Annotated in this window: 3 protein-coding genes; 2 read left to right on the top strand and 1 reads right to left on the bottom strand. The window is 66.8% G+C overall.

The window, feature by feature from the left end; all coding sequences use genetic code 11:
- Positions 1-174: 174 nt before the first annotated feature.
- Positions 175-2931 carry a TonB-dependent receptor gene (locus tag N5E02_RS10960; protein ID WP_279946253.1) on the top strand — a complete coding sequence of 919 codons (2757 nt, stop codon included), beginning with the start codon at positions 175-177 and terminating at the stop codon, positions 2929-2931.
- Between the two features lie 278 nt (positions 2932-3209).
- Here the strand turns inward: N5E02_RS10960 and N5E02_RS10955 are convergent, their stop codons facing one another.
- The gene (locus N5E02_RS10955) at positions 3210-4823 is read right to left on the bottom strand and encodes an alpha-glucosidase family protein (RefSeq protein WP_139726802.1); all 1614 of its coding nucleotides are present in this window, start codon (positions 4821-4823) and stop codon (positions 3210-3212) included.
- A gap of 214 nt (positions 4824-5037) precedes the next feature.
- Between N5E02_RS10955 and N5E02_RS10950 the strand changes: the two genes are divergently transcribed.
- Positions 5038-6036 (top strand): polyprenyl synthetase family protein, encoded by a 999-nt coding sequence (locus N5E02_RS10950; protein ID WP_279946252.1) that lies wholly within the window; start codon positions 5038-5040, stop codon positions 6034-6036.
- Position 6037: the final 1 nt, after the last annotated feature.

The raw sequence follows: 6037 nt of genomic DNA, 5'->3' as shown, positions 1-6037 counted from the left end.
ACTGCATGAAAGCGATTACACCCCTGCAGACGCCATTGAATACGTATGCAGGGTGATTCCCGCGAAGAACGCGCTGCCTACCATAGCGGCGACGACAGCGGCCACCGCGTCGCACGTTCACGGCGCCGCCGGAACGCTCACAAATCGATCTGCAACATTGCCTGGGAGGGGAAAATGTTGAACCACAAGCGCAGCGCGCTCAGCATCGCGCTGGCCGTTGTCCTGGCGCCGACGCTGGCGTCGGCACAGTCCACGCAGAGCACCACCACGCCGGCCGGCACCGCCGCCACCAACCTCGATACGGTGCAGGTCACCGGCATCCGCCGCGGCATCGAGAGCGCGATCGCGGTCAAGCAGGACGCCACCTCGGTGGTCGAAGCGATCTCCGCCGAAGACATCGGCAAGCTGCCCGACGTCAGCATCGCCGAGTCCATTTCGCGCTTGCCCGGCCTGGCCGCCCAGCGCGTTGCCGGCCGTGCGCAGGTGATCAGCGTGCGCGGCCTGTCGCCGGACTTCGCCACCACCCTGCTCAATGGCCGCGAAGTGGTCAGCACCGGCGACAACCGTGGCGTCGAGTTCGACCAGTATCCGTCCGAACTGGTCAACGGCGTGACCGTGTACAAGACCCCGGACGCGGCGCTGGTCGGCCAGGGCCTGTCGGGCACCATCGACATGCAGACCGCTCGCCCGCTCAGCTTCGGCGAGCGCGTGATCGCGGTCAGTGGCCGCTACCAGAAGAGCTCGCTGGGCCGCGCCGCCAACACCGATCCGTACGGCAACCGCTTCAGCGCCAGCTACATCGACCAGTTCCTGGACAAGACCCTGGGCATCGCCATCGGCTATGCGCACAGCGACATGCCGATCCAGGAGAACCAGGTCGGCCTGTACGAACCGTGGACCACCGAGCACACCGACAAGGGCGACCGTCCGGGCGTGGGTGCCGGCACCTACTTCTCCGATGGCATCAAGGCGCTGCGCCGCACCGGCAACAACAAGCGCGACGGCGTGATGGCCACGATCCAGTTCCGGCCGAACAACAGCTGGACCAGCACCTTCGATGCATTCCACACCGAAGCCGAGCAGATCGACACCGCCAACCAGTTCGAGCTGAACCTCAGCAACTACAACGGCAACTACACCCCGGGCCTGCTGGTCAGCAACCCGCAGGTCAACGCCAATGGCTCGTTCACCGGTGGCACTGCCAGTGGCGTGTATCCGCTGGTTCGCGGCATGTACAACAAGCGCAAGGACAAGATCGATGCGTTCGGCTGGAACAACGAGTTCAACTTCAGTGGCGTCAAGCTGGTCGCCGACCTGAACTACTCCAAGGCCACGCGCGACGAGCTGAATCTGGAAAACAACCTGCAGCTGACCCCGATGCCGCAACTGGATACGGTCGGCGTGACGATCCGCCAGGACGGGTTCTCGCAGATCAGCCCAGGGCTGAACTATTCCAACCCCGACGCCCTGTTCCTGACCAACACCATCTACGGTTCCGGCTACGGCAAGGTGCCGAAGGTGGAAGACCGCGTGAAGGGTGGCAAGCTGGCCGCCACCATCGCCCTGCCCGATGCCCTCGCGTCGTGGGCGCCGGACATCGACATCGGCGTGAACTACGCCGACCGCCGCAAGGTGAAGACCCAGTCCGAAGGCAACATCCTGCTGGGTGCGCAGGGCGACGCCAACATCGCCTCGGACCTGCAGTACCGCCCGGTCAACCTGGGCTTCGCCGGCCTCGGCACCATCCCGGCCTGGAACGTGCCCGCTGCGGTGGGCCGCTACATGACCTTCAACCCGGTCGACAACCTGGACTACCTGATTCCCAAGTCGTGGACGGTACAGGAGAAGATCACCACCGCCTGGGCGCGCCTGAACATCAACGCCGACATCGGTGAAGTCGGCGTACGCGGCAACATCGGCGTGCAGATGCAGCACACCGACCAGAGTTCGGATTCGCGCTACTGGGACAGCTCGCAGTCGGCCGGCAACAACGTGCAGCCGTACTCGAACGGCCGCACCTACAACGATTGGCTGCCGAGCCTGAACCTGGCCTTCCTGTTCCCTCACCAGCAGACGCTGCGCTTCGCCGCTGCAAAGCAGGTCGCACGCCCGCGCGTGGACCAGATGCGCGCCGGCCTGGAGTTCGGCGTGGACACCGGCACCGGCCGCCCCGGCGGCAGCGGCGGCAATCCGCTGCTGGACCCGTGGCGTGCCACCGCGCTGGACCTGTCCTACGAGAAGTACTTCGGCGAGAAGGCCTACGTGGCCGCCGCGATCTTCTACAAGGACCTGAAGAGCTACGTCTACACCCAGTCGGTCGACAACTACGACTTCACCGCGCTGCTGGGCAGCTACGTGCCGCCGCCGGGCATGACGGCACCGGTGCTGACCACCGGCACCTTCTCCGCCCCGCAGAACGGCAAGGGCGGCACGCTGAAGGGCCTGGAACTGACCGCATCGTTCCCGCTGGAGATGCTGACCGACAGCCTGCGTGGCTTCGGTGTGCAGGCCAGCGCGACCTTCAACAAGAGCGACATCACCATCCTGGACCCGGAGAGCGCCTCCAGCGTGGGCAGTGATCCGATCAGCCTGCCGGGCCTGTCCAAGCGCGTGTACAACTTCACCGCCTACTACGAGCGCAGCGGCTTCGAAGCACGCGTCAGCCAGCGCCGCCGTTCGGACTTCATCGGTGAGATCGGCAACTTCAACGGCAACCGCAGCCTGCGCTACGTGGTCGGCGAGAACGTGACCGATGCGCAGATCAGCTATACCTTCAGCGACAGCAGTGCCCTGCGTGGCCTGACCCTGCTTCTGCAGGGCAGCAACCTGACCAACGAGCCGTACCGCACCTACGCCGGCAGCAAGGACCGCCCGCTGGAGTACATCGAGTGGGGCCGCACCTACATGCTGGGCGTGAACTACAAGTTCTGATCACGGCCGGGTCGTGCCGGCCGCTGGCTGGCACCCCGAACCCGGTAGCGCCGGCCGCTGGCCGGCAACACAAAGGGAGCAGGACCGGAAACCCGCTGCGCAGGCAGCGGGTTTTCTTTTGCGCGGATGCCGGCACGTGATCAGCAAGGCCCATGCAGCGACATTCCAAGCCGTAGATCCATGCCATGCGTGGATGCCGTTCACCGGAATTCCACCCACAAAAAAGGGACGGGGCGCTTCGGCCCCGTCCCCGCAAGTACCGCCACCGGAGAAAACGGTCAGCTGCGTCGGGCGCAATACACCGCGCACGGCGGCAGCTGGAGTTCGTTGCCCTGCACCGTGCCCGCATCCGGGCCCGGTACCGCCACCTGCTGCCAGTTGCCCGGCGGCAGCGGATGGGTCACTGCCTCGGCCGACAGGTTGAAGGCCAGCAGGAGGGTTTCATCTGCAAGCATACGCTCGAACAGCAGCACTGGCTCGGCGCTTTCAAGGAATCTGATGCTGCCATGCAGAAGCGCCGGCTGGGTATGCCGCCAGGCCAGGAACGCCCGGAACGCCGCCAGCACCGAGTGCGGGTCGCGTTCCTGCACAGCCACCGCCGCCGCCCGGTGCTCGGCCGGAATCGGCAGCCAGGGCTGGCCGCTGGTGAAGCCGGCCAGCGGTGCATCGGTCCACGGCAGCGGGGTGCGGCAGCCATCACGGCCCTTGAAGTTCGGCCAGAAGGTGATGCCGTAGGGGTCCTGCAGGGCCTCGAATGGCACCTCGGCCTCGGCCAGGCCGAGCTCCTCGCCCTGGTACAGGCAGACCGAACCGCGCAGCGAGCACAGCATCGCCACCAGCATCCGCGCCAGGCGCGGGTCAGCCGGGTGACCGCCCCAGCGGCTGACCGCACGCTCCACGTCGTGATTGGACACCGCCCAGCACGGCCAGCCTTCGGTCATCGCCGCTTCCAGCCGCGAGACCGTGTCGCGGATGTAGGCCGCGCTGTAGTCATCCACCAGCAGCTCGAAGCTGTAGCCCATGTGCAGGCGGCCTTCGCGGGTGTACTCGGCGGTGGTCGCCAGCGAGTCCTCCGAGGAGATCTCGCCCAGGCTGACCGCGCCCGGGTACTGATCCAGCAGCGCGCGCAGGCGCTCCAGGAACGGCAGGTTCTCCGGCTGGGTGTTGTTGTAGTAGTGGTACTGGTAAGCGTACGGGTTGTCCGGGCTGAAGCCGCGCCCCACCCGCTTCTCCGCCGGCTTGGGCGGGTTGTCACGCAGCTGCGCATCGTGGAAGCAGAAGTTGATCGCATCCAGGCGGAAGCCATCCACGCCGCGATCGAGCCAGAAGCGCACATTGTCCAGGGTGGCCTGCTGCACGTCCGGGTGATGGAAGTTCAGGTCCGGCTGGTCGACCAGGAAGTTGTGCAGGTAGTACTGCTCGCGGCGCGGCTCCCATTGCCAGGCGCAGCCGCCGAACAGTGACAGCCAGTTGTTGGGCGGGGTGCCGTCCTCGCGCGGGTCGGCCCAGACGTACCAGTCCGCCTTCGGATTGCTGCGGTCCTGGCGGCTCTCGCGGAACCAGGCATGCTCGATCGAGGTATGGCTCAGCACCTGGTCGATCATCACCTTCAGGCCCAGGCCGTGGGCCTTGGCCAGCAGGCGGTCGAAGTCGTCCAGGCTGCCGAACAGCGGGTCGACGTCGCGGTAGTCGGCGATGTCGTAGCCGAAGTCGGCCATGGGGGACTTGAAGAACGGCGAGATCCAGATCGCATCCACGCCCAGCGCGGCAATGTGGTCCAGGCGCTCGATGATGCCCGGCAGGTCGCCCACCCCATCGCCGTTGGCATCGAGGAAACTGCGCGGGTAGATCTGGTAGATGACGGCTCCGCGCCACCATGGATAGTGCGACATCGACAGCCCCCCTCCGGGCATGCGGGACCCGCCGGCAGCGGGCCGAAATCCTGATCCGGCAAGCTTAGCGGTGGCCTCGCGGGCATGGCGCAACCTGCATACGTATTCACGCGAAGGGCCGCGCAGGCCGGGCTGGAATTGCCGCTCGGGCCAGTTTGCGCCCGAATTCACGGCCAGCGCCTATAATCGATGGTGAGCCTGAAAGCCTGATCGCATGACCATCACCGAAGACACCCGTCCCGCCCTGGGCCTGCCCCAGATCCAGTCGCTTGCCGCGGCCGACATGGCCGCCGTCGACGCCCTGATCCGGCGCCGGCTGTCCTCGGACGTCGTGCTGATCAACCAGATCGCCGACCACATCATTTCCGCCGGCGGCAAGCGCCTGCGCCCGATGCTGGTGATGCTGGCCGGCCACGCGGTCGGCCAGGCCGGCCCGGAGCACCACCAGCTGGCGGCGATCATCGAGTTCATCCACACCTCTACCCTGCTGCACGACGACGTGGTGGACGAGTCCAGCCTGCGGCGTGGCCGCGGCACCGCCAACGCGCTGTGGGGCAACGCGCCCAGCGTGCTGGTGGGCGACTTCCTGTACTCGCGCAGCTTCCAGCTGATGGTCGAGCTGGAGCGCATGCCGGTGATGCAGATCCTGGCCGATGCCACCAACCGCATCGCCGAGGGTGAAGTGCTGCAGCTGCTGCACGTGCACAACCCGGATACCGACGAAGCCGCCTACCTGCGCGTGATCGAGCGCAAGACCGCAGTGCTGTTCGCCGCCGGCACCCGCCTGGGCGCGCTGGCCAGCGGCGTGGATGAAGCCACCCAGCAGGCCCTGTTCGACTACGGCATGCACCTGGGCTACGCATTCCAGATCGCCGACGACGTGCTGGACTACTCGGCCAACGCCGAGGAGCTGGGCAAGAACCTGGGCGACGACCTCGCCGAGGGCAAGGCCACGCTGCCGCTGATCCACGCGATGGCCCACTCCGATGACGCCACCCGCGAGCGCCTGCGCACCATCGTGCAGGACGGCGACGCCTCGGCAATGCCGGAAGTGCTGGCCGCGATCCGCGCCACCGGCGGCCTGGAGTACAGCCGCCGCCGTGCCGAGGAATATGCCGAAGCCGCCGAGCGTGCGCTCGATGGCCTGGGCGACAATGATGCCGTGGCGGCCCTGCGCGGCCTGGCCCGCTACGCGGTGCAGCGCTCGCATTGAT

It is taken from the genome of Stenotrophomonas sp. GD03777, assembly GCF_029842485.1.
In the GTDB taxonomy this organism is placed as follows: Bacteria; Pseudomonadota; Gammaproteobacteria; order Xanthomonadales; family Xanthomonadaceae; genus Stenotrophomonas; species Stenotrophomonas sepilia.
The sequence above is the reverse complement of the archived record's forward strand: the minus strand, read 5'-3'. Positions and strand labels throughout refer to the sequence as shown.

Excerpts from the sequence above, each read along its gene's own strand:
- N5E02_RS10960 (WP_279946253.1), top strand. The coding sequence starts at position 175 with ATGTTGAACCACAAGCGCAGCGCGCTCAGCATCGCGCTGGCCGTTGTC.
- N5E02_RS10955 (WP_139726802.1), bottom strand. The coding sequence starts at position 4,823 with ATGTCGCACTATCCATGGTGGCGCGGAGCCGTCATCTACCAGATCTAC.
- N5E02_RS10950 (WP_279946252.1), top strand. The coding sequence starts at position 5,038 with ATGACCATCACCGAAGACACCCGTCCCGCCCTGGGCCTGCCCCAGATC.